Origin of the sequence: Nocardioides aequoreus, from assembly GCF_000720335.1 — a bacterium.
Taxonomy (GTDB): domain Bacteria; phylum Actinomycetota; class Actinomycetes; order Propionibacteriales; family Nocardioidaceae; genus Marmoricola; species Marmoricola aequoreus.
The window spans coordinates 117,066-143,121 of the sequence record NZ_JOJN01000006.1; the positions used below are offsets into that span (position 1 = coordinate 117,066).

Here is a 26,056-nt window from a genome sequence, read left to right on the forward strand (position 1 = left end):
CGGCGGCGCCCCGGACCGAGCCGGTGACAGGAGTCGAACCCGCGACATCCTCATTACAAGTGAGGCGCTCTACCAACTGAGCTACACCGGCGCGCGCCCCGCGGAGCGCGGCGCCCATCGTAGAGGCCCACGAGCGGGGCTAGGACCGGGCTGGCCGCACCGACTCCAGCACCGCGATCTTGTCGATGCGGTTCTCGGGGTTGCCGAACTGGTCGGACCAGTAGTTGCCCTCGGCCCGGTCCTCCGGGGTCCGGCAGGTCGACAGGGTGAGCATCGGGCGCCGCGGCTCGACCCCGGGACGGCCGGGCACGGCTGCCGACTGCTCGCGCAGCGAGCGGGGTGAGCGGAAGGAGGTGATCCGGGTGCCGGTGACGCGGTAGACGAAGACCTGCTCCCCGCTGCGCACGCGCACGCGGTCGCCCCGGTCGAGGGCGGGCAGGTCGCCGAGGGGCGCGCCGTGCGAGGTGCGGTGGCCGGTGACCAGGTAGTTGCCGACCACCCCGGGGCCGACCAGGCCGCCGGAGCCGCGCGGCGAGGCCATCACGCCGGTGTCCTGGATCGCCGTGCCGGGGGCGTCGTCGGGGGTGCCGCGGTAGCGCTCGACGGGGACGTCGCGCAGCCCCAGCGCCGGGATCGTCACGAACGACGTGCGCGGCTCGGGTCGTGCGGCTGTCGGCGTCGGCGACGGGGTCGGGCGGGTGCGCTCGGTCACCCAGGGCGGGGGTCGCGACTCGGTGACCAGGCGCTCCTCCCCGGCGTACACCGACCGGGTGGGCTCGGGAGGGGCGGGCGTCGTCGCTGCGTCGGGCTCCAGCGGCGAGCTGCAGGCGGCCAGCAGCGATCCCACCGCCAGGGTGCCGGCGAGCCGACCGGTCCGTGTCGCTCCCACCTCGCCACCGTACGACCCCGGTCCTCGGGAGGCCGGGGCTACGGGAGCGCGGGCTCGTCGGCGGCGGCGTCCTCGGGCTGCGGGGGCTCCGGGGTCTCGGTCGGCTGCTCCAGCTGCTCCTCGGTGGGGTCGTCGAGGTCGAGCTCGACGTAGTCCTGCACCGTGATCCGGCCGCGGGTGTCGACGTCGACGGGCTGCAGCCCCGCGGGACGCCCGTCGCGGAAGGTGAGCATCGTGAACTGCGCGTTGCGCCGCAGCTTGCTGCCCAGCGCGATGGCGTACGCCGCGCCCCCCGTCGTGCCGTTGGTGTAGCTGTAGCCGACCTCGCCGTTGTCCCCCACCACGGCGTCGGGGCCGACCTGGGCGTGCAGGTGACCGGCGACGACGAGGTCGGCGCAGCCCCTCGCCAGTGCCGTGCGACCGAGGTTGGCGTCGTGGACGACGAGCAGGTTGATCCGCTCGCCCTCCTCCTGGCGGGCGCAGGCGTCGTCGGCGATGGCCTCCTCGACCTCGCCGAAGCTCAGGCCGGACTCGTCGCGCCAGGTGCCGAGGCCGCTGGAGCGCGGGTCGTCGACGCCGGTGACCCGCACGCCGTCGACGTCGACCGGCTCACCGTCCAGGTGGGTCCAGCCGCGGTCGGCCAGGTAGCTGCTCACGAAGTCGCCGTGGTCGTGGTTGCCGGCGATGGCCAGACGGTGCTCGTAGCCCTCGAAGGCGGTGTCGAGGGAGTCGAGGCTGAAGGCCTCCCACTCCTGGCCGGTCGAGGTGTCGTCGCCCGCGGTGATCGCCACCGTGGCTCCTGCCGCGTCACCGGCCGCGCGGACGACCTGGTCCATGCCGATGTTGTCGTGGCGGTCGCTCACGAGCACGGCGACGGTCTCGCCCTCCTCCGGCACGCGGAAGTCGCCGGAGACCTCCTCGACGCGGTCGACGAGCTCGTCGTAGAAGACCGTGCTGCGGTCGTAGGTGTCGAGCGCGCTCTGCAGCAGCCGCCGGGTGCCCTGGGTGAACATGCCGCCCTGCACCTGCCAGTCGGCGAGCTCCGACGGCACCTGGAGGTCGGGGTAGGCGTCGGAGAGCGCGATCCAGGTGTCGTCCTGCACCCGTGGGGGGTGGGCGCGCCACGGGAAGGGGATGGCGAGCACGATCAGCGCCACGACCACGACGTACGCCACCCATCCGCGGCGCGTGCGGGGCGGCCGGGTGGCCGCGACCGCCAGCTCGAGCCGCCGTGCCCGCCCCACCAGCAGCCACAGGCCTGGCAGCACGGCACCAGCGAGGGCGCCGTGCACGAGCGAGGTGCGGACGTGCTCGCGCACCACGCCCTCGACCCGGCGCTGCTCGGCGTCCGGGTGGGCCGCGATCGAGGCGTAGCGGTCGGCGAGCTCGCGGGTGCTGTCGGCCGTGGTCTTGCCGAGCCGTACGTCGACCCCCACGGAGGCGCTCGAGGGCAGCCGGAGGTCGGGCAGGTAGGGCCCCATCTCCAGGGTCACCCAGCCGTCGAGGGTCGGGACGACCGAGGCGTCGTGGCCGGCGACGACCGTCTCGGTGTCGCGCTCGGTCAAGGACCAGAGCGCCACCGGGACCGCGACGGCCGCCCAGACCAGGACGAGCAGCACCGCCCCGACGACGCGCCGGCGCAGCCGCCGCTGGGGACGGCGGGGCCCGGGCCCCGCCGCGTCGGAGCGCTCAGGCTCCGGCGGCACGCTTGCGCGCGATCTCGTAGAGCGCCACCCCGGCCGCCACGCCGGCGTTGAGCGACTCCAGCCGCGCCGACATCGGGATCGAGACGAGCTGGTCGCAGGTCTCGGCGACCAGCCGCGAGAGCCCACCGCCCTCGGCCCCCACGACGAGCACGAGCGGACCGGTGGCGAGGTCGAGGTCGGGGAGGTCGACGTCGCCGTCGGCCGCCAGCCCGACCACCATGCAGCCCTCCTCCTGGAAGGCCTTGAGCTGCCGCACCAGGTTGGTCGCCTGCGCGACGGGGAGACGGGCCGCCGCGCCGGCCGAGGTCTTCCACGCCGAGGCCGTCATGCCCGCGGCCCGGCGCTCGGTGATCACCACGCCGTGGGCGCCGAAGCCGGCGGCCGAGCGCACCACGGCGCCCAGGTTGCGAGGGTCGGTGACGGAGTCGAGCGCGACCACGAGCGGGGGCTCCCCGCTGGCGGCCGCGGCCTCGAGCAGGTCGTCGGGATGGGCGTACTCGTAGGCCGGGACCCGCGCCCCGACACCCTGGTGCACGGCCCCGCCGGTGAGCCGGTCGAGTTCGCTGCGCGAGACCTCGAGCAGCGAGGTGCCGGACTCCGCGGTCGAGGCGAAGATCTCCCGCAGGCGGCCGTCGCGCTCGGCACCCTCGGCGACGTAGACCGCCGTGACCGGGACCCCGGCACGGAGCGCCTCGACCACGCTGTTGCGCCCGGCGATCCACTCGGCGTCGCCACCCTTCGCCGGGCGCTTGGGGCGCGGCCCCTGGTGGTCCGAGCGCTTCTTGGCCTTGTGCGCCTGGTGGTAGGGACGGTCCGTCGCCTTGGGCGTCGGACCCTTGCCCTCCAGGCCCTTGCGGCGGCGGCCGCCGGACCCGGCCGTGGGGTTGCCCTTGGAGGAGGAGCGGGTGGCGCCGCGACGCTTGCTGTTGCCGGCCATCAGTCGGTCACGCTCCAGACGGGTCCGTGGGGGGTGTCCTCGACCTCGACGCCCGCCGCCTTGATGCGGTCGCGGATGGCGTCGGCGGTGGCGAAGTCCTTGGCGGCGCGCGCCTGCGCCCGCTGCTCCAGCAGCCCCTGCACGAGGGCGTCGACGACGCTGCGCAGGTCACCGCTCCCGCCCCGGGCCGGAGGGGCCAGACCGAGCACGTCGAGCATCGCGCGCACCTGACCGGCGGCCGGCTCGGCGGGCTCGCCCGCCGCCAGGGCACGGTTGCCCGCGCGCACGACGTCGTGCAGCACGGCGACGGCCGCCGGGGTGCCCAGGTCGTCGTCCATCGCGGCCACGAAGGCCGGCGGCAGCGCGCCCGGCTCGCCAGCGGCGCGCTCCAGGAAGCCCTCGATCCGGCGGTACGCCGCCGCGGCCTCCTCGAGCGCCTCGAAGCTGAACTCCACCGTCGAGCGGTAGTGGCTGGCGACCATGTAGTAGCGGAGCTCGACGCCGCGGACCCGCTCGAGCACCGCCGGCACGAGCAGCGAGTTGCCCAGCGACTTGCTCATCTTCTCGCCCGCGGTGGTGATCCACGCGTTGTGCATCCAGTACGCCGCGAAGTCGCGGCCCGCCGCCCGGCTCTGCGCCTGCTCGTTCTCGTGGTGGGGGAAGCGCAGGTCCACCCCGCCCCCGTGGATGTCGAAGGCGGGCCCGAGGTACTTGCCGGCCATGGCCGAGCACTCGATGTGCCAGCCCGGCCGACCACGACCCCACGGGCTGGGCCAGGAGGCGGTCAGCGGCTCGCCCTGCTTGTGGCCCTTCCAGAGCGCGAAGTCGCGCGGGTCGCGCTTGCCGCGGGGGTCGGCGTCGGGCGCGGCCTCCATGTCGTCGACCGCCTGCCGGGTCAGCTCGCCGTAGGAGGGCCAGGAGCGCACGTCGAAGTAGACGTCGCCGGAGCCGTCGGCCGCGGCGTAGGCGTGACCGCGCTCGACGAGCTCGCCGATCAGCTCGAGCATCTCGGGCACGTGACCGGTGGCCAGCGGCTCGTAGGTGGGTGGCAGCACCCGCAGCGCGGCGTACACCTCGTCGAGGGCGCGCTTGACGTCGTAGGCGAGGTTGTACCAGGGCCGGTCCTGCTCGGCCGCCTTGGCGAGGATCTTGTCGTCGATGTCGGTCACGTTGCGCACGAAGTCGACCTCGAGGCCGCTCGCCAGCAGCCAGCGGCGCAGCACGTCGAAGGACACGGCCGAGCGGACGTGGCCCACGTGGGGCTCGGACTGCACCGTCAGGCCGCAGACGTAGACCGACGCACGCCCCTCCACGCGGGGAGCGAAGTCGCGGACCGCACGGGTCGCGGTGTCGTACAGCCGGAGTGCCACCCGCCAATCCTAGGGACGCGGGCCGCGAGCCGTGCGGCAGCACCCGCGGAGCACCGATCGGGCCAGGCGATTTGTCCATTGTGGTGCGCGTGTGACGGATGAGAACTACTGTGACCGGCATGTCGCGCCGTCTCCTCCCCCTCCGCTGTGCTACGAGCGCCGTCGTGCTCGCCCTGGGCGTCACGCTCCTGAGCAGCGCCACGGAGCCCACCGTCGCCCCCGACGTCGAGCCCGTCGCCGCGACCGCGTCCACCAAGCACACCTTCCGCCAGCTGACCATCAACGCCCAGCTGCGCACCGGCACGAGCGAGGGCGTGCGGATCTCGAGCGGCTCGCTGCGCATCAAGACCCCGGTCGGCACGCGCTCCCACGCCGGCAAGCGCTGGCAGTACGCGCGCTGGACCTCGGCGTGGTCGTCCCCCGGCCACGGCTTCAGCGAGCTGATCCCCTCCTGGCAGGCCGTCACGCCGGCCGGCACCTTCGTGCAGGTGGCCGCACGCGTGCAGTCCTCCGGCGGCACCAGCTCGTGGAAGACGGTGGGCAGCTGGGCGACCAACGACAAGGTCTTCCGCCGCACCTCGGCGGGCACCCAGTCCGACGCGATCGCCAGCGCGGCCACCGACGTGGTGCGCGCCCGGCCCGGCGTCACCCTGCGGCGCTACCAGCTGCGCGTCCTGATGCACCGCGAGGTCGGCCGCACCAGCACCCCCGCGCTGCGGTCGGTGCAGGCGGTGGCGAGCCGGCTCGGTCCGGTGCCCGCGACGAGCAAGCCGCTGTACGGCGCGCGCACGCTGCAGGTCCCGTCGTACTCGCAGATGGTGCACCGCGGCCGCTACCCGCAGTACGGCGGCGGGGGGCAGGCCTGGTGCTCCCCCACCTCGCTCGCCATGATCCTGGGCTACTACGGCCGGCTGCCCTCACGCAGCTCCTACGCCTGGGTCGCCGGCTCCTCCCCCGACCGCGTCGTCCCGCACCTGGCGCGCGCCGTCTACGACTACGGCTACCGGGGGGCCGGCAACTGGGCCTTCAACACGGCGTACGCCGGACGCCTCGCCGGCAACGCCTTCGTGACCCGGTTGGCCTCGCTGCGCGACGCGGAGCGCTTCGTCGCCGCCGGCATCCCCCTGGCCGCCTCGATCTCCTTCGGGTCCGGCCAGCTCGCCGGTGCACCCATCCGCAGCACCGCCGGCCACCTCGTCGTGATCAGCGGCTTCACGCGCAGCGGCGACGTGGTGGTCAACGACCCTGCAGCGCCCGGCAACGCCTCGGTGCGCCGCACCTACGACCGCGGCCAGTTGGAGCGGGCGTGGCTGACGAAGTCGCGTGGCACGGTCTACGTCGTCAACGACGCCGCCCACCCGCTGCCGTCGCACCGGCAGGCGCGCTGAGCGCACCGTCGCTCAGTCGACGTTGAAGCTCACCTCGTGCCACCCGGTGGCACCGTCGGGGATCACGTCGGTGCGGGTGGGGGTCTGGGTGTAGTCGGTGGCGTCGGTGGCCCGGCAGACCACGCGGTGCTCCCCCGGCTCGAGGTCGACCCGGAGCGACCACTGCACCCAGGTGTCGACCGACGGCACCACGCCGAGCACGGCCGGGCGCCAGGGCCCGCCGTCGACCTGCACCTCCACGCCCCGCACCCCCGTGCCCTGGGCCCAGGCGACCCCCGCCACCGTGACCGGTCCCGCGGCGAGGTTGGCGCCGCTGCGCGGCACGTCGATGCGCGACTGGGTCTTGACCGGCCCCCGCTCGCCCCAGCCGCGCTCGGTCCAGTAGGCGCTGAAGTCCTCGAACCGCGAGACCTCCAGGTCGACCAGCCACTTGGTAGCCGAGACGTAGCCGTAGAGCCCCGGCACCACCATGCGGACCGGGAAGCCGTGGTCGACGGGCAGGGGACGCCCGTTCATCGCCACCGCCAGCAGCGCGTCGCGCCCGTCGGTCAGCGCCGTCAGCGGGGTGCCGCAGGTCCAGCCGTCGGCCGAGGTCTGCAGCACGGCGTCGGCCTCGGGATCGACGCCGGCCTCGGCGAGCAGCTCGCGGACGGGCACGCCCGACCACCAGGCGTTGCCGACGAGGTCGCCCCCCACCTCGTTGGAGACGCAGGTCAGCGTCACCCAGGCCTCGGTGAGCTTGCGGTCCAGCAGGTCGGCGTAGCTCAGCGTGAGCTCGCGCTGCACCCGCCCGTGGATCCGCAGCTGCCACTCGACGGGGCGGATCGCGGGCGCCGCGAGGGCGGTGTGGATCAGGTAGAAGTCGCTGTTGGGGGTCCGCCACGGCCCGAGCCCCTCGATCCCCAGGTCGGCGCCACCGGGGGCGTCGCCGCCGCTCACCGGGAGCCGCAGCAGCCGCCGGGCGGACTCCACGCCGCGCCTCGCGCCGCCCGCCACCCTGCCCGCCAGGGTGAGGGCGGCGACGCCCCCGACCACGACGCCGAGCCGGACCAGGAAGCGCCGGCGGCCGCTGCCGTCGGCAGGCGGGTCGTCGAGCACCGGGCCGGTGAGCACCCGCAGCACGACCACCCAGGTCACCAGGCCGACCAGCACCGCCAGGACCGACCCCGCCGCCGGCGACGGGTCGGTCACCACGGCCAGGAAGCCGACGGCGCCCAGCGCGAGGAAGAGCAGGTCGGCGGCCAGGGGCAGCCGGCGCAGCAGGCTCGCGGCGTACGCACAGAGGGCGAGGACGACCAGCACCGTGCCGCCGAGCAGCACCGGCTTGCCGGCGGTGCCCAGCACCCCCAGGGCGGTCTCGACGACCGGGCCGGGCGTCAGGTCGCGCACCCGGGCGGCCACCGCCTCGACCGGGGAGAGGTCGGCGCGCAGCGCCCACGTCGTGGCCTGGCTCAGCGCCACCCCGGCGAGGGCCGCCAGCAGTCCGCAGCAGGCGAGCAGCCAGCGCGGCGCCACGCGGCGTACCTCGCCGACGAGGTCCTCGGGTGCCTGCTGGTCGGTGCTCACCCCCCCATCGTGGCGCACCGGGCCGCAGCTGCGGGCATGATCCTGCCCATGAGCCCCGACCCCGCCACGCCGGCCACGGTGCCCTTCCGCGTCGGCGTCGGCACCGACGTGCACCGCCTCGTCGCGGGCCGCCCGATGCGGATGGCCGGCCTCGAGTGGCCCGAGGAGCAGGTCGGACCGGAGGGTCACTCCGACGGCGACGTGGTGCTGCACGCCATCTGCGACGCGCTCTACTCCGCCGCCGCGCTGGGCGACCTGGGCAGCAACGTCGGCACCGACGACCCCCGCTGGGCCGGCGCCTCGGGCCACGACCTCCTGGCCGAGGCGCTGCGCCGCGTCCGGGCCGCGGGCTGGGAGGTCGGCAACGTCGCCTGCCAGATGATCGGCAACCGCCCCCGGCTCGGCGTACGTCGCGAGGAGGCGCAGCAGGCGGTGGCCGGCCGCCACGGCATCGCGGTCTCGCTGACCGCCACCACGACCGACGGGCTCGGCCTCACCGGCCGCGGCGAGGGGGTGGCGGCGATCGCCACGGCCCTGCTCGTCCGCGGCGGGGCCGGCTGAGGCCCGCGCGACGGGCGCCTGGTGTCACGATGGGGTGATGAGACCGGAGCGAGGCACCCTGCTGATCTCCTCCGCCACGCTCACCGACCCGCACTTCGCCCGCACCCTGGTGCTGGTGCTCGACGCCGACGCCGACGGCGCCCTGGGCGTGGTCCTCAACCGCCCCTCGGAGACCCCCGTCGGCGAGGTGCTCACCCCCTGGCACGACCTGGCCAGCGAGCCCCGGGTGCTCTTCGCCGGCGGTCCCGTGGAGGGTAACGCCGCCGTCGCGGTCGCCCGGCCGCTCGGACCTGACGTGCCGTCGGTGTGGCAGCAGCTCACCCCCGGGCTCGGGCTGGTCGACCTCGACCAGCCGCCGGAGACCTACCTCGGCCGCCTCTCGGCGCTGCGCGTCTACGCCGGGTACGCCGGCTGGGGCGCCGGGCAGCTGGAGGGGGAGATCGACGAGGGCGCCTGGCACCTGGCCCCGGCGACGCCCGACGACCTCTTCAGCAGCCGCCCCGAGGCGCTGTGGCGCCAGGTGCTCCGCCGCCAGCCGGGGCAGGTCGCCATGCTCTCGACGATGCCCGACGACGCGACGCTGAACTGAGCAGGAGAGCCATGCCCACGACCGACGTCCCTCCACGCACGGCCGCGGTGGTGCTGGCCGCCGGCTCCGGCACCAGGGTGGGCGCCGGGCGCAACAAGGTGCTGCTGCCGCTCGACGGGCAGCCGGTGATGGTGCACGCCGTGCGCACGGTGCTGCAGGTCGAGGGCGTCCACCGCATCGTCCTCGTCGTGCGTCCCGACGAGCGCGAGCAGGTGCGCGACGCCGTCGCCCCGCACCTCGGCCCGCACGACCTCTGGGTGGTCGACGGGGGCAGCGAGCGCCACGACTCCGAGTGGCGCGCCCTCCAGGTGCTGGCCGACGAGATCGACGGGGGCGAGCTCGAGGTCGTCGCCGTGCACGACGCGGCCCGGCCGCTGGCACGGCCCGAGCTGTGGCGCACCGTCGTCGACGCGGCCGCCGCCCACGGCGGGGCGCTCCCGGCGCGGCCGACCAGCGGGGTGCTGCGGACCGACGGCACTCCCGTGCCGGGGCTCGCCGCGGTGCAGACGCCCCAGGCCTTCCGCGCCGCGCCGCTGCTCGCCGCCTACCGTGCCGCCGACGCCGAGGGCTTCCGCGGCAGCGACACCGCGGCCTGCCTGGAGCGGTACGGCCCCCCCGACCTCCGGCTGGTGGGGGTGCCCACGGGGCCCGACAACCTCAAGGTCACCTTCGCCGAGGACCTCGCCCTGGCCGAGGCGCTGCTCAGGCGTCGCTGAGGTCGTCCAGCGGGTCCTGGCCGGCGTGGCCGGGGTCCTGGTACGGCGGCTGCACCTCGCTCAGCGCGGCCAGCAGCCCCAGGCCGGCCTCGTCGACGACCCGGCCGCCGAGCGCGGGCGCGAGCAGGTGACGCACGGGCACACGCCGGGTCAGCTGCGCGACCAGCGCCACGAGGTCGGTGGGCGGCTCCGTGAGTCCGGCCACGACGGCCGCCGGCAGCACCACGGGGGAGGTCACCTGCACCAGCCCGGCGCGGTCGACCGTCGGCCCCAGGGCGGGGCCGGCCCCGGGCTCCGCCGACCCGGGGAGCACCTGCTTGACGGTGTCGGTCACCGGGCGGACGCCGACGACCACGGCACCGGTGCGCCGGCACTCCTCGACGGCCTCGGCGACGAAGCCGCTCGGGGTCAGCGGGCAGAGCGGGTCGTGCACCACCAGGTCGCGACCGGAGTCGCGCACGGCCGCGAAGGGCACCGACACGTCGTACAGGGCGACCCCCGCCGTGGTCAGCGCCCAGGAGGCGGCGGCCAGCAGCGACTCCCCGTGCACCAGGGCGAAGGGCAGGTGCCCGCGACCCTCGGTCGGCACCAGGCCCAGCGGCGGCTCGGGCTCGTCGTCCACGGGTCAACCGTGGCAGACGCCGACCCCGGACGCGACGAGCCCCCGGGGAGATGCTCCCCGGGGGCTCGTCGTGCGTGTGTCGGTCGCTCGCGTCAGGAGGCGAGGACCTCGTCGAGGATGGTCTCGGCCTTGTCCTCGTTGGTGTGCTCGGCGAGCGCCAGCTCGGAGACGAGGATCTGGCGCGCCTTGGCCAGCATCCGCTTCTCACCTGCGGACAGACCGCGGTCGCGCTCACGCCGCCAGAGGTCGCGGACGACCTCGGAGACCTTCATGACGTCGCCGGAGTGGAGCTTCTCCAGGTTGGCCTTGTAGCGGCGCGACCAGTTGGTCGGCTCGTCGGGGACGACCGCACGCAGGACCTCGAAGACGCGGTCGAGACCGGCCTTGTCCACGACGTCGCGCACGCCCACCAGGTCGAGGTTGCACGCAGGGACCCGGACCACCAGGTCCTGCTGGGCGACGATCCGGAGTACGAGGTACTGCCGCTCCTCGCCCTTGATCGTGCGCATCTCGATGTCCTCGATGACCGCGGCCCCGTGATTCGGATAGACAACCGTTTCGCCGACAGTGAATGTCATATCGATGTTTTCCCCTTTCGAGGTGACCAGTCTAACACGGGGATGAGGGTCCCCTTCGCCACGTTTACGCAGGTCAGACGGCCTATGGGGGCTTGACAAGTTCGGCATTTCTGTGTCTCTCGCGCGCGCAGATGATGCAGTCCGGCGGCCGCCCGACCGGTGGCCCGAACCGCCGCGATCACCGGGGACGCCTGGGCGAAACGGTCTCGCGGGGCGCGGCGATGGTCGATACTCGCGGGCATGCAGGCACCGGTGGCGAGCGGATCCTCCGACGCGGCGGGAGCGACCGGACGCGCCTCCTCGACGGCGCGCACCCCCGGCCAGCTCCGGTCGCTCGCGCGTGCCGTGCACCCCCGCCAGGCCCTGGCTCTCGCGCTGGTGGTGGCGACCCTGGTCGCCCTGATGGGCCGCCCTCCGCGCGAGTGGCTGGTCAGCGGGGCCGCCGTGCTCGTGTGCCAGCTGCTCCTGGGGCTGGTCGACGACCTCTGCGACGTCGAGGAGGACCGGGTCACCCAGGCGCCGGGCAAGCCCCTCGCCGCGGACCATCTGCCGCGCGGCAACGCGACGTACGCCGCCACCGTGCTGCTGCTCCTGCTGGTGCCGCTCGCCCTGCAGAACGGCCTGGTCGCGGGCGGCCTGCTGCTCACCACCCTGGTGGTGGGCGTGGTGCACGACCGGTGGCTCCACCGCGGGCTGCTCTCGTGGGTGGGGTGGGCGGCGACCTTCGCCCTGCTGACCGCCTTCGTCAGCTACGGCGGCTGGGGCCGGGAGGCCGCCGGGAGCGCCCCCGTGCCGGCCTTCGCGGCGCTCGCCGCGGTGCTCGGCGTGCTCGTGCACGTGGCGGTGGCGCTCCCCGACCTCGTGACCGACCACCGCGGCACCGTGCGGCACCTCCCGCTGCGGATCGCGCTGCGCACCGGAGCCCCGCGGCTCTTCTTCGCCACGGCGGCCGGCCTCGTCGTGGTGGTCGGCGCGATGGTCTACGTGGCCCTCACCCAGGGCATCGCGCGGTGAGCCGATAGGCTCTGCGCCATGTCGAGCCGCCTCTCCCGACGCCCCTCCCGGCGCGCCCGGCGCCTGGCCGCCGCCTCGCTCCTGCTCGCCGCGCCCGGGCTGACCGCCTGCGGCTTCGGCGTGCAGACCGACCAGCCCTACCAGCCGAGCGTCGGCAGCAACGTGCGGGGCGAGACCCTCAGCGTGCTGGGCGCCACCGTGGTGCTGCCCTTCGGCACCGAGGGCACCTTCTCGGCCTCGATCGCCAACAACGACCCGACCACCCCGGCGCAGCTCACCGGCATCACGGGCGAGGACGTCGAGGTGCAGCTGCTCGAGGAGCTCGAGGTGCCGGCCGACGGGCTGCTCAACCTCTCCGAGACCGGCGCCGTCCTGGTCACCTTCAACGACGACTCCCTCTCGGCCGGCGGCTACACCCGGATGACGCTCAGCTTCGACACCGGCGACGAGCTCGAGATCAACGTGCCGATCGTCAACGACGAGGAGGAGTTCGCCGACGTGGTGCCCGCCGAGGCTCCCAGCGAGACTCCGAGCACGACTCCCGAGGCGTCGGAGACCGCCGCCCCCTGACGGCCCTAGGCTGAACCCATGAGCACGCTGATCCTGCTGCGCCACGGCGAGAGCGACTGGAACGCCAAGAACCTCTTCACCGGATGGGTCGACGTGCCCCTGACCGACAAGGGGCGCGACGAGGCCGTCGCCGGAGGGGCGCTGCTGGTCGAGTCGGGCCTGCTCCCCGACGTGCTGCACACCTCGCTGCTGCGCCGGGCCATCACCACCGCCCACCTCGCGCTCGACCAGGCCGACCGCCACTGGATCCCCGTGCGTCGCTCCTGGCGGCTCAACGAGCGGCACTACGGCGCGCTGCAGGGCAAGGACAAGAAGGCGACCCTCGAGGAGTACGGCGAGGAGCAGTTCATGACCTGGCGCCGCTCCTTCGACGTGCCCCCGCCCGCCATCGAGCCCGGCGCGGAGTGGTCGCAGGCCGGCGACCCGCGCTACGCCGACCTCGGCGACGAGCTCCCCGCCACCGAGTGCCTCAAGGACGTCATCGCCCGGATGCTCCCGTACTGGGAGTCCGCGATCATCCCCGACCTCGACGCCGGCCACACCGTCCTCGTCGCCGCCCACGGCAACTCCCTGCGTGCCATCGTCAAGCACCTCGACGGCATCAGCGACGACGACATCGTCGGCCTCAACATCCCCACCGGCCAGCCGCTGGTCTACGAGCTCGACGCCGACCACCGCCCGGTCGAGCGGGGCGGGCGCTACCTCGACCCCGAGGCCGCCGCCGCGGCGGCCGAGGCCGTGGCCAACCAGGGCCGCTGACCCCCCGCTGACCACTGCTGACACACCGCTGACCCTGGCGCGGGTCAGCGCCGCAGCAGCGGCGGGAGCCGAGCGGCGCCCGGTGCCTGGTCGGTGGCCGCGAGCCAGTCGTTGCGGTTGCTCATGTGGCAGCTCTGCAGCGACAGGCAGCCGCAGCCGATGCAGGAGTCCAGGCCGTCGCGCAGCTCCTCGAGGGCGCGGATCCGCTCGTCGAGCCGGGCGCGCCAGCTGCGCGAGATGCGCTGCCAGTCGGCCTTGGTCGGCGGGCGACCGCGGGGCAGTCGCTCCAGCTCGCCGCGCACCTCGTCGAGGGTGAGTCCGACGTTGGACGCCGCGCGGACGAAGGCCAGCCGGCGCAGCACGCTCCGCTCGAACTCCCGGCGTCCGCCCGGGGAGCGCCGGGCGGTGATCAGGCCCTGCGCCTCGTAGTAGCGGATCGCGGACGCCGCATAGCCGCTGCGCCGAGACACCTCACCCACGCTCAGCAGGTCACGCGAGTCCATGGAGCTTCCCCCTTGATCTCAAGTTCACTTCAACTTGAAGACTAGCCACATGACCCCAGAGCAGACACCCCACGCCCTGATCACCGGAGGCTCCTCCGGCCTCGGACTCGCCCTCGGACGCGCCCTCGACGGGCTCGGCTGGACCGTCGTCACCGACGCCCGCGACGCCGACCGGCTCGCCGGAGCGATCGCCGACACCGACGTGCGCGGCATCCCGGGCGACGTCGCCGACGCCAACCACCGGCGCGACCTCGCGGCACACGTCGACGACCTGGGCGGGCTCGACCTCCTCGTGCTCAACGCGAGCACCCTCGGACCGCTGCCGATGCGGCCGCTCCACGACTACGCGCCCGGCGACGTCGGCGAGGTCCTGCACACCAACGCGGGCGCGCACGCGGCGCTGCTCGCCGTCCTGGCCCCCCGGCTCCGACCGGGCGCCGCGGTGGTGGGGATCTCCTCCGACGCCGCGGTGCAGCACTACCCGACCTGGGGCCTGTACGGCGCCAGCAAGGCGGCGCTCGACCACCTGGTGCTCACCTTCGGCGCCGAGGCCGGGCACGCGGCGTACGCCGTCGACCCGGGCGACATGCGCACGCCCATGCACCAGGACGCCTTCCCCGGCGAGGACATCGGCGACCGCCCCCTGCCGGAGTCGGTGGTGCCCCGGCTGCTCGCCCTGCTCGAGCGGCGCCCGCCCAGCGGCCGCTACGTCGCCGCCGACATCGCGCCGGCGGTGCCGGCATGAGCGTGCTGACCGAGCACTCCGGAGTGCGCTTCGAGGCCCCGGCCACGACCTTCGCGCCGAGCCCCGCCGAGGCGCGCGGGCTGGCGCGCGACGAGGTGCGCCTCCTCGTGGCCAGGCCAGGGGGCCTCGCGCACGCGCGCTTCCGCGACCTGCCGGACCACCTCGCGCCGGGCGACCTGGTGGTGGTCAACAACTCCGCGACCGTGGCCGGCGAGACCGACGCGCGGTGGCGCGACCGCTCGGTGGTGCTCCACGCGGCGACCACCCTCGACGACGGCAGCTGGGTGGTCGAGCTGCGCTCGTGGCCCGACGCCGCCAGGGCCGTGCTCGACGCGCTGCCGGGCGAGCAGGTGGTGACGGCAGGCGCCACGCTCACGCTGCGCGCGCCCTACCCGCACCCCGGCTCGTCGCCCACGGGCCGCGGCGACCGGCTCTGGCGGGCCACGGCCGACGGCGACCTGCGCCGTCACCTCGACCGGCGGGGGCGCCCGATCGCCTACGGCTACCTCCAGGGACGCTTCCCCCTCGACGCCTACCAGACGGTCTTCGCGCACGTGCCGGGCAGCGCCGAGATGGCCTCCGCGGGCCGACCCTTCACCGACGCGCTGCTCACGCGGCTGGTCTCCCGCGGCGTGGGGGTCGCACCGGTCACGCTGCACACCGGCGTCTCCTCGCAGGAGGCGGGCGAGGGTCCCCAGCCCGAGTGGTACGACGTGCCGGCCGCGACCGCGCGGCTCGTCGAGCTGACCCGGGCCGCCGGCGGGCGGGTGGTCGCCACGGGCACGACCGTGACGCGGGCGCTGGAGTCGGCGGTGGTCGACGGCCGGGTGGAGCCCGGGTCGGGCTGGACCGAGCGGGTGGTCACCCCCGCGTCACCGCCGGTCGTGGTGGACGGCCTCGTCACGGGCTGGCACGACGCCACGGCGTCGCACCTGCTGCTCGTCGAGGCCGTCGCCGGCACCGCGCTGGCCCAGGCGGCGTACGACGCCGCGGTGGCCGAGCGCTACGACTGGCACGAGTTCGGCGACAGCGCGTTGCTGCTCCCGGCCCGCGGGTGACGCGTCAGGCGTACTGCGGGTGCTCGCCGGTCACGAGGAAGACCACGCGGCGGGCGATGGAGACGGCGTGGTCGGCGATGCGCTCGTAGTAGCGGCCGAGCAGCGCGATGTCGACGGCGGGCTCCACGCCGTACTTCCAGTCCGAGCCGAGCAGCTCGCGGAAGGAGTTGCGGCGCAGCTTGTCCATCTCCTGGTCGATGAACTCCAGCTCCTCGGCGGCGCTGATGTCGTTGGCCGCGATGATGTGCTCCACCTTGGCGACCATCACCTCGGCGACGGCGGCCATCCGCTCGATGGTCGGCACCACGCCCTCGGGCACCGCCACCTCGGGCACCCGTAGGCGGGCGATCTTGGCGACGTGGACGGCGAGGTCGCCCATCCGCTCGAACTCGCTGACCATGCGCAGCGAGGCGACGAGCATCCGCAGGTCGCCGGCCACCGGGTTCTGCAGCGAGAGGACCTCGAAGCTGCGCTCCTCGAGCTTCTCCCGGAGCGCGTCGATGCGGGCGTCGTCGCTGATCACCCGCTCGGCCTTCGCGGCGTCGCCCTCCAGGAGCGCCTCGGTGCCGGCCGCGACCGCGGCGCGGACCAGCTGGGCCATCTGGATGAGGTCGTCGCGGATGGAGTCGAGCTGCTCGGAGAAGGCTTCACGCATGGGACCAACCTAGGCAGACTCGGTGACGAGAGGGAGTCAATTCGTGAACGGGTGGTGAACGCCCCCGGAAAGGCTGCCGAAAGGGGCGTCCGAGCAGGGTGGCGACCACGACACCCTGCGTACGATCCACAGATGTGAGCCCGACACTCCAGGCCCTGCTCCTCGCGCTGCTCGGCGCGGTGCTGGGTGGCGGCACGGTGCTCGCCTTCCGGGTGAGCGAGCGGTCGCGCCGGGTGCCCGAGGTCGCGGAGCCGACGCTCCCGCCCGGGGTCGCCGCCGTGCTCTCGGTGCTGCGGAGCAGCGCGCTGGTGGTCGACGGCAGCGACGCCGTGCTGAAGGCCTCGGCGCCCGCCATCGCGATGGGCCTGGTGCGTGGCCACCACATCGCCGAGCGCGAGCTGGCCGACCTGGTGCGCCAGGTCAGGCGCGACGGGCAGATCCGCGAGACCGAGGTGACCATCCAGAGACCGGGGCTGCCCGCGCGGCACGTCACCGCGCGCGTGGCGCCACTGAGCTCCCAGCTGGTCCTCGCGCTGGTGGAGGACCGCACGCGGGAGCGGCGCGTGGAGTTCATCCGTCGCGACTTCGTGGCCAACGTGAGCCACGAGCTCAAGACGCCCGTGGGCGCCATCAAGCTGCTCGCCGACGCCGTCATCGACGCCTCCGACGACCCGGAGGCGGTGCAGCGCTTCGCCGCCCGGATGCAGAAGGAGAGCGACCGGCTCTCGCGGCTGGTGCAGCAGATCATCGAGCTCTCGCGGCTGCAGGGCGACGACCCGCTCGACGAGCCGGTGGCCGTGCCGCTCGACGAGATCGTGGCCCGCGCGATCGACGAGAGCGCCACCGACGCCCAGGCCCGGCGCATCACGCTGCGCCACACGGGCGACCGCGACCTGGTGCTCCTCGGCAACCGGGAGCAGGTGGCGGTCGCGCTGGGCAACCTGGTCGCCAACGCCGTCGCCTACTCCCCCGAGGGCTCCAACGTCGTCGTCTCGACGAGCGGCACCGAGGCCACCGTCGAGCTGGCGGTCACCGACCAGGGGATCGGCATCCCCTCCCACGAGATCGACCGCATCTTCGAGCGCTTCTACCGCGTCGACCCCGCCCGGCACCGCTCCACCGGAGGCACCGGCCTCGGCCTGTCGATCGTCAAGCACGTCGCCGCCTCCCACGGCGGCAAGGTCGACGTGTGGTCGGTCGAGGGCCAGGGCTCGACCTTCACCCTGACCCTGCCCCGCAAGCCGGGCCCGCTGGTGACCGGTGAGCCCCTGCCCCAGATGCCGGCGACCGCCGGCCCCCCGCGCCGCTCACCGTCCGGCGCCGTACCCGAGGAGACAGCGTGACCCGTGTCCTGGTCGTCGAGGACGAGGAGAGCTACAGCGACGCCCTCGCCTACATGCTCCGCAAGGAGGGCTTCGAGGTCGCCATCGCGGCCACCGGCCCGGAGGCGCTGACCGAGTTCGACCGCGCCGGCGCCGACATCGTGCTGCTGGACCTGATGCTGCCGGGCCTCCCCGGCACCGAGGTGTGCCGGCAGATCCGGCAGACCTCCAACGTCCCCGTCATCATGGTCAGCGCCAAGGACGACGAGGTCGACAAGGTCGTCGGCCTCGAGCTCGGCGCCGACGACTACGTCACCAAGCCCTACTCCCCCCGCGAGCTGGTGGCACGGATCCGCGCGGTCCTGCGCCGCGGCGTCGAGCCCGACCTCGCCCCCACCACGCTCGAGGTCGGCAGCGTGCGGATGGACGTCGAGCGCCACATCGTCACCGTGGCCGGCGCCGAGGTGCGGCTGCCGCTCAAGGAGTTCGAGCTGCTCGAGATGTTCCTGCGCAACCCCGGTCGGGTGCTCACCCGCGGCCAGCTCATCGACCGGGTCTGGGGGTCCGACTACGTCGGCGACACCAAGACCCTCGACGTGCACGTCAAGCGCCTGCGCGCCAAGCTCGAGGACCACCCCGCCGACCCCAAGCTGCTCACCACCGTGCGCGGGCTGGGCTACAAGCTGGACCTCTGAGCCCGCGCGGCCGCGTCCGCGTGCCGGCGGGCTGCCTGGGCACAGGGGTCCCGTGAGCGTGCGTCAGGTCGGGGTCGAGGAAGAGCTGCTGCTGGTCGACCCCGCGACGGGGGTGCTGACCGCGGTCCAGCAGGAGGCCGTCCGGCTGCAGGGGGAGGACGACGCCCCGGTCGAGGCGGAGCTCTACCTCCAGCAGATCGAGACCCAGACGCCGCCGACCGCCTCCATGTCGGAGCTGGCCGGGCTGCTGCGCGAGAGCCGCCGGGCGGTGGTCGCCGCCGCCGAGGCGGCGGGAGCCGCGGCGGTCGCGGTCGCGACCCCGGTGCTCGTGGGCGACCGGCCCGGCGAGGGCGTGTCGATCACCCCGCAGCCGCGCTACCTGCGCATCCGGGAGGAGTACGGCGAGCTGGCGACGTCGGCGCTCGCGTGCGCGATGCACGTGCACGTCGACGTCGAGAGCGACGAGGAGGGCGTCCGGATCATCGACGGCATCTCCCCCTGGCTGCCGCTGCTGCTCGCGACCAGTGCCAACTCGCCCTACCTCGACGGCCGCGACACCGGCCACGCCAGCTGGCGCTCGCAGCTGTGGGCCCGGTGGCCCTCGCAGGGCACCGCCGAGCCCTTCGGCGACACCGCGACCTACGACGAGGTCCGCGGCCGGCTCCAGGAGTGGGGCGCCGCGCTCGACGAGGCGATGGTCTACTTCGACGCCCGTCTCGCCCTCGAGGCGCCCACCGTCGAGGTGCGCGTCAGCGACGTGTGCACCGAGGCCGACGACGCCGTGCTGCTGGCCGCGCTCACGCGCGCGCTGGTCGACACCGCGGCCCGGCAGCCCTCCCAGCCGTGGCGCACCGACCTGCAGCGCGCCGCCACCTGGCGCGCGGCCCGCCACGGGCTCGCCGACCGGCTGGTCGACCCGGCCACGCGCACCCTCGTGCCGGCGCGCGCCGCCCTCGACTCCCTCGTCGCCCACGTGCGGCCCGCACTGGAGGAGGCGGGCGACCTCGACCTGGTGACCGCCTCGCTGGAGGCCGTGCTGGCCCGCGGCACCGGCGCGGCCCGCCAGCGGGCGGCCTTCGAGCGGGAGGGCTCGCTGGAGGCGGTCGTCGCCGACGCCGCCCGCCGCACTGTCGGAGGCGACGCCTAGCCTTCGGGCCATGCCCGAGCGTCGCTGGCTGCCCCTCGCAGCCGTCGCCACGACCCTCGTGCTGTGGGCCTCCGCCTTCGTGGCGGTGCGCCACCTCGGCCACGACTTCTCCCCCGGCGCGCTCTCGCTCGGGCGCCTGCTGGTCGGGTCGGTCGCCCTGGCCCTCGTGGTGCTCCCGCAGGGGCTGCCACGTCCCTCGCGACGGCAGTGGTCGGCGATCGTCGCGATCGGCCTGCTCTGGTACGCCGTCTACAACGTCGCGCTCAACGCCGGCGAGCTCTGGGTCGACGCCGGCACCGCCGCCATGCTGATCCAGGTCGCGCCGGTGCTGATCGCCGTGATGGCGGCGCTCTTCCTCGACGAGCCCTTCACCCGCACCCTGGGCCTCGGGCTGGTGCTGGCCTTCGGCGGCGTGGCGCTGATCGGGCTCTCCACCGGCTCCCGCGAGGGCACCGAGTGGTACGGGGTGGTGCTGGTGCTGGTGAGCGCCGCGGCGTACGCCGTGAGCGTGGTGCTGCAGAAGCCGCTGATGGGCAGCCTGCCCGCCGTGCAGGTGACCTGGCTGGCGTGCACGGTGGGGGCGGTGGCCTGCCTGCCCTTCGCCCCGCAGCTCCTCGACGAGGTGCGGGCCGCCCCGGCGTCCTCGACCTGGTGGGTGGTCTACCTCGGCCTCTTCCCCACCGCCCTGGCCTTCACCACCTACGCCTACGCGCTGCGCCACATGAGCGCCTCCAGCCTGGGCGTCACGACCTACCTGGTGCCGCCGATCACGATCGTGATGGGCCTGCTGCTGCTCGGCGAGGTGCCGCCCTCGCTGGCCTACGTCGGCGGCGTGCTGGCGCTGGTGGGGGTCGCGGTCGCCCGCCGCCGGCCGCGCGAGGCGGCCGCGGTGCCGAGCCGGCGCTCAGCCGTCGGCCGGTGAGCCGAGCTCGTCGAGGGCCAGCGGCGCGCGGAAGGCCTCGAGGTTGCGCACCGACTCGCCGTTGGCGATCCGCCAGCGCCACTCCTTGCGGATCGACTCGGCGAAGCCGAGCTCGAGGATCGTGTTGAAGGACCCGTCGGCGTACTCCAGCACCGAGCCCAGCAGCCGGTCGACCGTGGCCGGCGTGACCGCCTCGAGCGGCAGCCTGCCGTCGAGGTAGATGTCGCCGACGCTGTCGAGGGCGAAGCCGACGGCGAACATCCGCAGGTTGCGCTCGAGCAGCCAGCGGTAGACGCCGACGTGGTTCTCGTCGGGCTGGCGGCACACGAAGGCGTGGATCCCCAGCGCGTGGGTCCCGACGTCGAAGCGGCACGGCGTCGTCAGCTTGCGCTCGCCCGGCAGCTCCACCGCGAGCTGGGTGGGCGAGACGTGCTCCCAGGTCAGCTCCGCCTCGTCGAGCACGGCGACCAGGGTCGCGAGCGCCTGCCGGCGCTCCTCGGAGAGCTCCTCGCTCACGGCTGCACCCCGGTGGGCTCCTGCCGCATCGCCTGCCGGGCGGCGGCGTACACGGTCAGCATCTGCTCGACGTTGCGCTCCCAGCCGAAGCCGCGCGCGTGCTCGAGCGCGCCCGCCCGCAGCCGCTCGCCGAGGCCCGGCTCCAGCAGCACGCGCTCGTACGCCGCGGCGTAGGCCGCGGGGTCGTGCCCCGCCACCAGCAGGCCCGAGCGCTCGTCGCGCACGGCGGTCGTCAGCCCACCCACCGCGGCCGCCACCACCGGGGTGCCGGTCGCCTGGGCCTCCACGGCGACCAGGCCGAAGCTCTCGTTGTAGGACGGGACGCACACCAGCGTCGAGGCGGCGTACCAGTCGACCAGCTCGGTCTGCGCCACCGGCGGGACGAAGCGCACCGAGGCCGTCACGCCGAGCTCGTCGGCGAGCCGGGCGAGCGCGTCGGGCCGCTCCAGACCGGACCCGGAGGGCCCGCCCACGACGGCCACCGTGAGCCGGTCGCGCAGCTCGGGACGCCGCTGCAGCAGCACCGCCACCGCGCGCAGCATCACGTCGGGCGCCTTGAGCGGCTGGATCCTCCCTACGAAGGTGATCACCGGCGCGTCGAGCGGCAGCCCGAGCCGCTGCCGGGCCGCCTCGCGGCCCACGTCGCGGAAGACGTCGAGGTCGACGCCGGGGTGCACCACCTCGACGCGGCCGGGGTCGGCCTCGTAGAGGTCGAGCAGCTGCTTGGCCTCGTCGTCGGTGTTGGCCACGAGCATGTCGGCCGCCGCCACCACCTGCTCCTCGCCGATCAGGCGGGCGGCCGGCTCGGGGGTGTCGCCCGCCGCGAGCGCGGCGTTCTTGACCTTGCCCATGGTGTGCATCGTGTGCACCAGCGGCACGCCCCAGCGGTCGCGGGCGAGCGCGCCCACCTGGCCGCTGAGCCAGTAGTGGCTGTGCACCAGCTCGTAGTGACCGGGCGCGTGGTGCGCCTCGGTGCGCAGCACCTCGCGGGCGAAGACGCACAGCTGGGCCGGCAGCTCGTGCTTGGTGAGGCCCTCGAAGGGTCCCGCCGCCACGTGGTGCACCCGGATGCCGTCCTCGACGTCGACGACGGGCGCGAGGCTGCTGCTGGTGGCCCGGGTGAAGAGGTCGACCTCGATGCCGCGGCGCGCCAGCTGGCGCGACAGGGCGAGCACGTAGACGTTCATGCCGCCCGCGTCCCCCGTGCCCGGCTGGTCGAGCGGCGAGGTGTGCAGGCTGATCATGGCCACGCGGCGCGGGTCGGTCACGGCTCCTCCATCCGTGCGCCCGCCACCGGCAGGGCCCGCAGCCGGACGCACCCTGCCTATCATGGCCCGCGGGTCCCACCGGCCCGACAGGAGGCCGGGCCCACTTCCCCTGGAGGGCACGTGCCACGTCGTACCGCGGTCGTCACCGGAGCCAGCAGCGGCATCGGCGCCGCCACGGCCAGGGCCCTGGCGGGTGACGGCTTCGAGGTCTGGTGCGCCGCGCGTCGCGAGGACCGGGTCACGGCGCTCGCCGAGGAGATCGGCGGCCGGGCCGTGGTGCTCGACGTGACCGACGCCGACTCCGTCGCGGCGCTCGCGAGCGCGGTCGACGCCGTCGACGTGCTGGTCAACAACGCCGGCGGGGCCTTCGACATGGCCACCGTCGAGGAGGCCGACGCCGAGACCTGGGCCCGGATGTACGACGTCAACGTGCTGGGCACGCTGCGCACCACGCAGGCGCTGCTGCCCGCGCTGCGCGCCGGCAACGGCGGCCTGGTGGTCAACATCGGCTCGACCGCGGGCCGCACGGCGTACGAAGGGGGCGCGGGGTACGTCGCCGCGAAGCACGGCGTCGCGGCGCTGACCCGGACGCTGCGCCTCGAGCACGTCGCCGAGCCCCTGCGCTTCACCGAGATCGCCCCCGGCATGGTCGCGACCGAGGAGTTCTCGCTCGTGCGCTTCGGGGGTGACCAGGCCCGGCGCGACCAGGTCTACCAGGGCGTCGCCGAGCCGCTCGTGGCCGACGACATCGCCGAGATCGTCCGCTGGGTCGCCTCGCTGCCCGCGCACGTCGACATCGACGAGGTCGTGGTCCGCCCCCGTGCGCAGGCCGCGCAGCACAAGGTGCACCGCGAGGGCTGAGCCGGCGGCGGCGCCGGCCGGCTACCGGTCGAAGACGGTGCCGCGGAACTTCGGCGGCGGGTCGAAGGGCTTGAGGGCGAAGCAGCTGGCGACGTAGACACCCTCGTCGTTGGGCCACTGGTCGACGGAGCCGGGGAAGGCCTGTGCCTCGACGTCCGGCCGACCGGTGGAGACCGCGCGGTAGAGGACGTCGCAGGCGCGGTCGAGGCGGGCGTACTCACGCTCGCTCAGGGCGACGTAGCGACCGTCGTCGCCCTCGCGCACGGCCCGGCGGGCGTCGATGGCGCCACCGGCGACCGCGGCGTTGAGGATCATCTCGCCGATCTCCTCGGCCTGGTGCGGCCGGCCGCACGGCACGGTCGTGCCCGGGACGTCGAGGCAGACGCGGGCGCGCTGCGGGAGCCGGTCGGTGCGCAGGTCGGCGAACATCACCGTGCCCGGCTCCTCCTGCTCGAAGGTGCACACGAAGCGCCGCTGGCCGCCCTCCCACATCTCCGCGGGGAAGGGGTCCCACGCGAGCGCGTAGCCGCCGTCCTCGGCGAGCGCGGGGCCCAGCTGCACCCGTGGCGCGCCGGCCTTGCGCTCGGCGCGACCCCACGCCGAGTCGGCCAGGCAGCGCTGGTTGACGGCGTCGCGCACCAGGCCGTGCAGCGCCGAGTCCTGGTCGAGCAGGTCGGCGTAGGAGGAGATCCGTCGGTCGAGTGACCGGGGCAGCCCGACCACGGCGTACAGCTCGAGCGCGTGGGGCTCGGCGCAGTCGACCTCCTCGGTGAAGGCCGCGTCGTCGCGCATCGCCTCGGCCCGTGCGTCGCGGCGCTCCGGGTCGTCGCCGGCATGCTCCTCGACGAGCGCGGCGAAGCCCTCCTCGCCCAGCGCCGCGGGCAGCTGCGTGTCGGTCCAGCAGGTGCCCGCGGCGAGCTGCCGCGGGGGCTCGGGAGCCGGCTCCGTGGCCTCCGGGGTCTCCGAGCCGCCGCTGCAGCCGGAGAGGACGAGGGCGAGCAGCAGCGCGGCGAGCAGGAGGGGTCGAGCGGGCACGCCTCCCAATGTCGCACGGGGGGCCAGCCACCGCCCCGACCGGGCGAGGCGGGCCCGGGGCCGGAGCCCGGCTAGGCTGGGGGTGCGCCGCTCGGCGCCGTCCGCGCCGCACCACCGCCTGCGGCGCCCCCTCGATCCAGGAAGCCGACGCATGTCCACGCCCTCCCCCTCCACCCGCTCCGACCTGCGCAACGTCGCGATCGTCGCCCACGTCGACCACGGGAAGACCACGCTGGTCGACAAGATGCTGTGGCAGGGGGGTGCCTTCGGCGAGCACCAGCACGTCGACGAGCGCGCCATGGACTCCGGTGACCTCGAGCGCGAGAAGGGCATCACGATCCTCGCGAAGAACACCGCGATCCGCTACACCGGCACCGCGACCGACGAGCCGATGACGATCAACATCATCGACACGCCCGGCCACGCCGACTTCGGCGGCGAGGTCGAGCGCGGCCTCTCGATGGTCGACGGCATCGTGCTGCTGGTCGACGCCTCGGAGGGCCCGCTGCCGCAGACCCGCTTCGTGCTGCGCAAGGCGCTCAACGCCGACATGCCCGTGGTGCTCGTGGTCAACAAGACCGACCGCAGCGACGCCCGCATCGCCGAGGTCGTCGACGAGACCTACGAGCTCTTCATGGACCTGCTCGACGAGTCCCACAGCCAGGACGCGCTCGACTTCCCCGTCGTCTACGCCAGCGCCAAGGCCGGCCGCGCCTCGCTGGAGATGCCGGAGAACGGCGGGCTGCCCGACTCTCCCGACCTCGAGCCCCTCTTCCGCACGATCCTCGAGACCATCCCGGCGCCGACCTACACCGAGGGCGCCCCGCTGCAGGCCCACGTGACCAACCTCGACGCCAGCCCCTTCCTCGGCCGGATCGCGCTGGTGCGGGTGCACGAGGGCACGCTGCGCAAGAACCAGACGGTCGCCTGGATGCGGCGTGACGGCACGGTCAAGAACGTCAAGATCACCGAGCTGCTGATCACCGAGGCGCTGGAGCGCAAGCCCGGCGAGGAGGCCGGACCCGGCGACATCGTCGCGATCGCCGGCATCCCCGACATCACGATCGGCGAGACGCTGGCCGACGCGGAGCACCCGGTCGCGCTGCCGCTCATCACCGTCGACGAGCCCGCCATCTCGATGACCATCGGCGCCAACAGCTCCCCGCTGGCCGGCCGCGGCCCCACCAAGAACACCAAGGTGACCGCGCGCCTGGTCAAGGACCGGCTCGACGCCGAGCTGGTCGGCAACGTCTCGCTGCGCGTGCTGCCCACCGAGATGCCCGACGCCTGGGAGGTGCAGGGCCGCGGCGAGCTGGCCCTGGCGATCCTCGTCGAGCAGATGCGCCGCGAGGGCTTCGAGCTCACCGTCGGCAAGCCGCAGGTGGTGACCAAGGAGGTCGACGGCAAGGTGCACGAGCCGACCGAGCGGCTCACCATCGACGCCCCCGAGGAGTACCTCGGCGCGATCACCCAGCTGCTCGCGCTGCGCAAGGGCCGCATGGAGCAGATGAGCAACCACGGCACCGGCTGGGTGCGCATGGAGTTCCTGGTGCCGGCGCGCGGCCTGATCGGCTTCCGCACCGAGTTCCTCACCGAGACCCGCGGCACCGGCATCGCCCACCAGGTCTTCGAGGGCTACGAGCCCTGGGCCGGCGAGATCCGCTCGCGCAACAACGGCTCGCTGGTGGCCGACCGCGCCGGCGCCGCGACGGCGTACGCGATGACCAACCTGCAGGAGCGCGGCACCATGTTCCTCGAGCCGACCACCGAGGTCTACGAGGGCATGATCGTGGGCGAGAACTCCCGCGCCGACGACATGGACGTCAACATCACCAAGGAGAAGAAGCAGACCAACATCCGGTCGGCGACCTCCGACAACTTCGAGAAGCTGATCCCGCCGCGCAAGCTCTCGCTCGAGCAGTCGCTGGAGTTCTGCCGCGACGACGAGTGCGTCGAGGTCACCCCCGACGCGGTGCGGATCCGCAAGGTGCACCTCTCGGCGCACGACCGCGCCAAGAGCGCCGCCCGCGCCCGCCGGGGCTGAGTCGACGGGCTGGGTCGACG

27 protein-coding genes and 1 tRNA gene are annotated in these 26,056 nt (G+C 74.4%); 15 read left to right on the forward strand and 13 right to left on the reverse strand.

Going from position 1 to position 26,056, the window contains the following annotated elements:
• Nucleotides 1-18: 18 nt before the first annotated feature.
• The 5 genes from IG63_RS0112810 to cysS form a co-directional block, all read right to left on the reverse strand.
• Nucleotides 19-91 (reverse strand) — tRNA-Thr (locus IG63_RS0112810).
• Nucleotides 92-139: 48 nt separating this feature from the next.
• Nucleotides 140-889 (reverse strand): class E sortase, encoded by a 750-nt coding sequence (locus IG63_RS20740; protein WP_036195404.1) that lies wholly within the window; start codon nt 887-889, stop codon nt 140-142.
• Nucleotides 890-927: 38 nt separating this feature from the next.
• On the reverse strand, nt 928-2,595 hold the full coding sequence (locus IG63_RS0112820; RefSeq protein ID WP_211249317.1) for a metallophosphoesterase family protein: 1,668 nt from the start codon (nt 2,593-2,595) through the stop codon (nt 928-930).
• Nucleotides 2,579-3,532, reverse strand: coding sequence for a 23S rRNA (guanosine(2251)-2'-O)-methyltransferase RlmB (gene rlmB, locus IG63_RS0112825; RefSeq protein ID WP_030484759.1), 954 nt, complete (start codon nt 3,530-3,532; stop codon nt 2,579-2,581). The genes IG63_RS0112820 and rlmB overlap by 17 nt, the downstream gene beginning before the upstream one ends.
• Entirely contained in the window at nt 3,532-4,902 is a 1,371-nt protein-coding gene (gene cysS, locus IG63_RS0112830) for a cysteine--tRNA ligase (RefSeq protein ID WP_030484760.1), read from the reverse strand. Before cysS ends, rlmB begins: the two co-directional genes overlap by 1 nt.
• 119 nt (nt 4,903-5,021) lie before the next feature.
• On the opposite strand from cysS, the gene IG63_RS0112835 reads away from it, so the two are divergent.
• Complete coding sequence (locus IG63_RS0112835) at nt 5,022-6,290, forward strand: C39 family peptidase (protein ID WP_157210158.1); 1,269 nt, start codon at nt 5,022-5,024, stop codon at nt 6,288-6,290.
• 12 nt (nt 6,291-6,302) lie between these two features.
• Here the strand turns inward: IG63_RS0112835 and IG63_RS0112840 are convergent, their stop codons facing one another.
• Nucleotides 6,303-7,856: a molybdopterin-dependent oxidoreductase gene (locus IG63_RS0112840; protein WP_245604426.1), complete on the reverse strand. Its 1,554-nt coding sequence runs from the start codon at nt 7,854-7,856 to the stop codon at nt 6,303-6,305.
• 78 nt (nt 7,857-7,934) lie between these two features.
• Here IG63_RS0112840 and ispF point away from each other — a divergent pair, with 78 nt between their 5' ends.
• From ispF to IG63_RS0112855, 3 genes are read left to right on the forward strand one after another with little or no spacing between them, the layout of a single operon-like run.
• Entirely contained in the window at nt 7,935-8,417 is a 483-nt protein-coding gene (gene ispF / locus IG63_RS0112845; protein WP_036195503.1) for a 2-C-methyl-D-erythritol 2,4-cyclodiphosphate synthase, read from the forward strand.
• A 37-nt stretch (nt 8,418-8,454) separates the two neighbouring features.
• Nucleotides 8,455-9,006: a YqgE/AlgH family protein gene (locus IG63_RS0112850; protein ID WP_030484764.1), complete on the forward strand. Its 552-nt coding sequence runs from the start codon at nt 8,455-8,457 to the stop codon at nt 9,004-9,006.
• An 11-nt stretch (nt 9,007-9,017) separates the two neighbouring features.
• The gene (locus tag IG63_RS0112855; protein ID WP_051706722.1) at nt 9,018-9,722 is read left to right on the forward strand and encodes an IspD/TarI family cytidylyltransferase; all 705 of its coding nucleotides are present in this window, start codon (nt 9,018-9,020) and stop codon (nt 9,720-9,722) included.
• Here the strand turns inward: IG63_RS0112855 and IG63_RS21570 are convergent.
• Nucleotides 9,709-10,344, reverse strand: coding sequence for a glycosyltransferase family protein (locus tag IG63_RS21570; protein ID WP_245604427.1), 636 nt, complete (start codon nt 10,342-10,344; stop codon nt 9,709-9,711). The two genes, IG63_RS0112855 and IG63_RS21570, sit on opposite strands and share 14 nt — an antisense overlap.
• Nucleotides 10,345-10,436: 92 nt before the next feature.
• Nucleotides 10,437-10,922, reverse strand: coding sequence for a CarD family transcriptional regulator (locus IG63_RS0112865; RefSeq protein ID WP_030484767.1), 486 nt, complete (start codon nt 10,920-10,922; stop codon nt 10,437-10,439).
• Between the two features lie 240 nt (nt 10,923-11,162).
• Here IG63_RS0112865 and IG63_RS0112870 point away from each other — a divergent pair, with 240 nt between their 5' ends.
• The 3 genes from IG63_RS0112870 to IG63_RS0112880 are packed head-to-tail and all read left to right on the forward strand — an operon-like array spanning nt 11,163 to nt 13,265.
• Nucleotides 11,163-11,936 (forward strand): UbiA family prenyltransferase, encoded by a 774-nt coding sequence (locus tag IG63_RS0112870; RefSeq protein ID WP_051706725.1) that lies wholly within the window; start codon nt 11,163-11,165, stop codon nt 11,934-11,936.
• Nucleotides 11,937-11,954: 18 nt separating this feature from the next.
• Nucleotides 11,955-12,506 carry a hypothetical protein gene (locus IG63_RS0112875; RefSeq protein ID WP_030484769.1) on the forward strand — a complete coding sequence of 184 codons (552 nt, stop codon included), beginning with the start codon at nt 11,955-11,957 and terminating at the stop codon, nt 12,504-12,506.
• 18 nt (nt 12,507-12,524) lie between these two features.
• Nucleotides 12,525-13,265, forward strand: a complete 741-nt coding sequence (locus IG63_RS0112880; RefSeq protein ID WP_030484770.1) for a phosphoglyceromutase — start codon at nt 12,525-12,527, stop codon at nt 13,263-13,265.
• 44 nt (nt 13,266-13,309) lie between these two features.
• Here IG63_RS0112880 and soxR read toward each other — a convergent pair whose 3' ends face one another.
• Nucleotides 13,310-13,768 carry a redox-sensitive transcriptional activator SoxR gene (soxR, locus tag IG63_RS0112885; protein WP_030484771.1) on the reverse strand — a complete coding sequence of 153 codons (459 nt, stop codon included), beginning with the start codon at nt 13,766-13,768 and terminating at the stop codon, nt 13,310-13,312.
• Nucleotides 13,769-13,817: 49 nt separating this feature from the next.
• Between soxR and IG63_RS0112890 the strand changes: the two genes are divergently transcribed.
• Both IG63_RS0112890 and IG63_RS0112895 read left to right on the forward strand, forming a co-directional pair.
• Nucleotides 13,818-14,513, forward strand: a complete 696-nt coding sequence (locus IG63_RS0112890; RefSeq protein WP_030484772.1) for an SDR family NAD(P)-dependent oxidoreductase — start codon at nt 13,818-13,820, stop codon at nt 14,511-14,513.
• Nucleotides 14,510-15,571 carry an S-adenosylmethionine:tRNA ribosyltransferase-isomerase gene (locus IG63_RS0112895; RefSeq protein ID WP_030484773.1) on the forward strand — a complete coding sequence of 354 codons (1,062 nt, stop codon included), beginning with the start codon at nt 14,510-14,512 and terminating at the stop codon, nt 15,569-15,571. The genes IG63_RS0112890 and IG63_RS0112895 overlap by 4 nt, the downstream gene beginning before the upstream one ends.
• Nucleotides 15,572-15,575: 4 nt before the next feature.
• Here the strand turns inward: IG63_RS0112895 and phoU are convergent, their stop codons facing one another.
• Nucleotides 15,576-16,226 carry a phosphate signaling complex protein PhoU gene (gene phoU, locus IG63_RS0112900; RefSeq protein ID WP_030484774.1) on the reverse strand — a complete coding sequence of 217 codons (651 nt, stop codon included), beginning with the start codon at nt 16,224-16,226 and terminating at the stop codon, nt 15,576-15,578.
• Nucleotides 16,227-16,360: 134 nt separating this feature from the next.
• Between phoU and IG63_RS0112905 the strand changes: the two genes are divergently transcribed.
• Genes IG63_RS0112905 through IG63_RS0112920 form a run of 4 tightly spaced genes read left to right on the forward strand, consistent with a single transcriptional unit; the run spans nt 16,361 to nt 20,312 of the window.
• Nucleotides 16,361-17,569 carry a sensor histidine kinase gene (locus IG63_RS0112905; RefSeq protein ID WP_036195407.1) on the forward strand — a complete coding sequence of 403 codons (1,209 nt, stop codon included), beginning with the start codon at nt 16,361-16,363 and terminating at the stop codon, nt 17,567-17,569.
• Nucleotides 17,566-18,243: a response regulator transcription factor gene (locus IG63_RS0112910; RefSeq protein WP_030484776.1), complete on the forward strand. Its 678-nt coding sequence runs from the start codon at nt 17,566-17,568 to the stop codon at nt 18,241-18,243. Before IG63_RS0112905 ends, IG63_RS0112910 begins: the two co-directional genes overlap by 4 nt.
• A 52-nt stretch (nt 18,244-18,295) precedes the next feature.
• Nucleotides 18,296-19,390, forward strand: a complete 1,095-nt coding sequence (locus IG63_RS21575; RefSeq protein ID WP_030484777.1) for a carboxylate-amine ligase — start codon at nt 18,296-18,298, stop codon at nt 19,388-19,390.
• Nucleotides 19,391-19,400: 10 nt separating this feature from the next.
• Entirely contained in the window at nt 19,401-20,312 is a 912-nt protein-coding gene (locus IG63_RS0112920) for a DMT family transporter (protein ID WP_036195512.1), read from the forward strand.
• On the opposite strand, the gene IG63_RS0112925 is transcribed toward IG63_RS0112920, so the two are convergent.
• Nucleotides 20,295-20,828, reverse strand: a complete 534-nt coding sequence (locus tag IG63_RS0112925; protein ID WP_084597104.1) for a type III secretion system chaperone family protein — start codon at nt 20,826-20,828, stop codon at nt 20,295-20,297. The genes IG63_RS0112920 and IG63_RS0112925 overlap by 18 nt on opposite strands.
• The gene (mshA, locus tag IG63_RS0112930) at nt 20,825-22,096 is read right to left on the reverse strand and encodes a D-inositol-3-phosphate glycosyltransferase (protein WP_030484780.1); all 1,272 of its coding nucleotides are present in this window, start codon (nt 22,094-22,096) and stop codon (nt 20,825-20,827) included. Before mshA ends, IG63_RS0112925 begins: the two co-directional genes overlap by 4 nt.
• A gap of 120 nt (nt 22,097-22,216) precedes the next feature.
• Between mshA and IG63_RS0112935 the strand changes: the two genes are divergently transcribed.
• The gene (locus IG63_RS0112935; protein ID WP_030484781.1) at nt 22,217-22,957 is read left to right on the forward strand and encodes an SDR family NAD(P)-dependent oxidoreductase; all 741 of its coding nucleotides are present in this window, start codon (nt 22,217-22,219) and stop codon (nt 22,955-22,957) included.
• Nucleotides 22,958-22,978: 21 nt separating this feature from the next.
• On the opposite strand, the gene IG63_RS0112940 is transcribed toward IG63_RS0112935, so the two are convergent.
• On the reverse strand, nt 22,979-23,992 hold the full coding sequence (locus IG63_RS0112940) for a hypothetical protein (RefSeq protein WP_030484782.1): 1,014 nt from the start codon (nt 23,990-23,992) through the stop codon (nt 22,979-22,981).
• Between the two features lie 151 nt (nt 23,993-24,143).
• Between IG63_RS0112940 and typA the strand changes: the two genes are divergently transcribed.
• Nucleotides 24,144-26,036 carry a translational GTPase TypA gene (gene typA / locus IG63_RS0112945; protein ID WP_030484783.1) on the forward strand — a complete coding sequence of 631 codons (1,893 nt, stop codon included), beginning with the start codon at nt 24,144-24,146 and terminating at the stop codon, nt 26,034-26,036.
• Nucleotides 26,037-26,056 lie beyond the last annotated feature (20 nt).